Source organism: Parablautia muri (assembly GCF_009917485.1).
GTDB classification, from domain to species: Bacteria; Bacillota; Clostridia; order Lachnospirales; family Lachnospiraceae; genus Suilimivivens; species Suilimivivens muri.
The window spans coordinates 1-986 of record NZ_QZDT01000179.1 but is presented as its reverse complement, the minus strand read 5'-3'; the positions used below and the strand labels follow the sequence as shown (position 1 = coordinate 986).

The window sequence follows — 986 nt, the reverse complement described above, 5'->3', positions numbered from 1 at the left end:
ACGCGGTCGCTTGTCTGCTCCATGTAGAAACGCCATGTGTTGTGGGGCGCGGTGTCTTTGAGGAAAACGTCGCGCTCCCGGAAACAGTGCGTCCCGGACGGGCGGCAGAACCACAAAAGGGTCTTGTCCTCCCTGTTGGGGCTTGCCGCCGCCTTTGCGATAATCTCTTTGTCAATGTCTAAGTCGCTCTGGTAAAAGCCTGTGTTCTGCTTCATAATCGCTTCAAGGGAAGCGAACAAATCCACGTTTTCAAATTTACTCTGTTCCGGCATGGGTCAGCTCCTTTCCAAGTCCTGTGACTTCTGCTTTGCGTTTTTCTTCTGCGCCTTTTCCTTGTCGGCTCTAAGCTGCGCCCGGATAGAGGGCTTCTTTTCCGGCTTCGCTCCCTTGCCGCGCTCCTTGTCGGCTTTGACAGCGTTAGCCAGGTCAACAAGGGAAATCTGCTCGCCCGCCTTTACCTTTGCTTCCAGTTCGTCAACGGTGGGGGTGTTGTTGATGATACCGTCAATCATGTTCCCGTTCTGCTCTGTGGTCTGCTCGGCGGTTTTCAAGGGATTGTCCCGCTGCGCCTGTTCTGCGGCAACGGCAAACGCCCGCGTCCCATTCCCCATAATCAGATACTTTCCGTCGTCCGACTGGTGGTGAAAGCCATATCCGGCGGCTTCTATCTGCTCCCGGCTCATAGCGGTTACATGGAAAGTCCCTCTCGGTGTTTTGACAGTTTCGCCCGTTTCCAAGTCGTCCGGGGTAAGCTGCTTTTGCTCCTGTAAAAACTCCGGCACTTCCCGGAAACCTACACTGTCAACGAAATGCGCCGCGTCCTGTCCGTCCTGATGAAGCACTACCACGTCCGAAACGGAAAGGCTGTGTCCCTTAAAGTCTTTGGGGTGGTCGATATTGAAACGGGCGTAAATATCTTCAAGGGAAGTTTCCGGCGCAAGGGGCGCGGAATAGACAAGCTCATAGTTCGCCCTGTCAACCACATT

Annotated in this window: 1 protein-coding gene and 1 pseudogene; both read right to left on the bottom strand. The window is 54.4% G+C overall.

Going from position 1 to position 986, the window contains the following annotated elements; all coding sequences use genetic code 11:
- Positions 1-272 (bottom strand): annotated as a pseudogene (locus tag D5281_RS25065) (hypothetical protein); the annotation flags it as partial.
- A 3-nt stretch (positions 273-275) separates the two neighbouring features.
- A partial coding sequence (locus D5281_RS25060; protein ID WP_160562554.1) for a YodL domain-containing protein occupies positions 276-986 on the bottom strand: 711 nt, incomplete at its 5' end.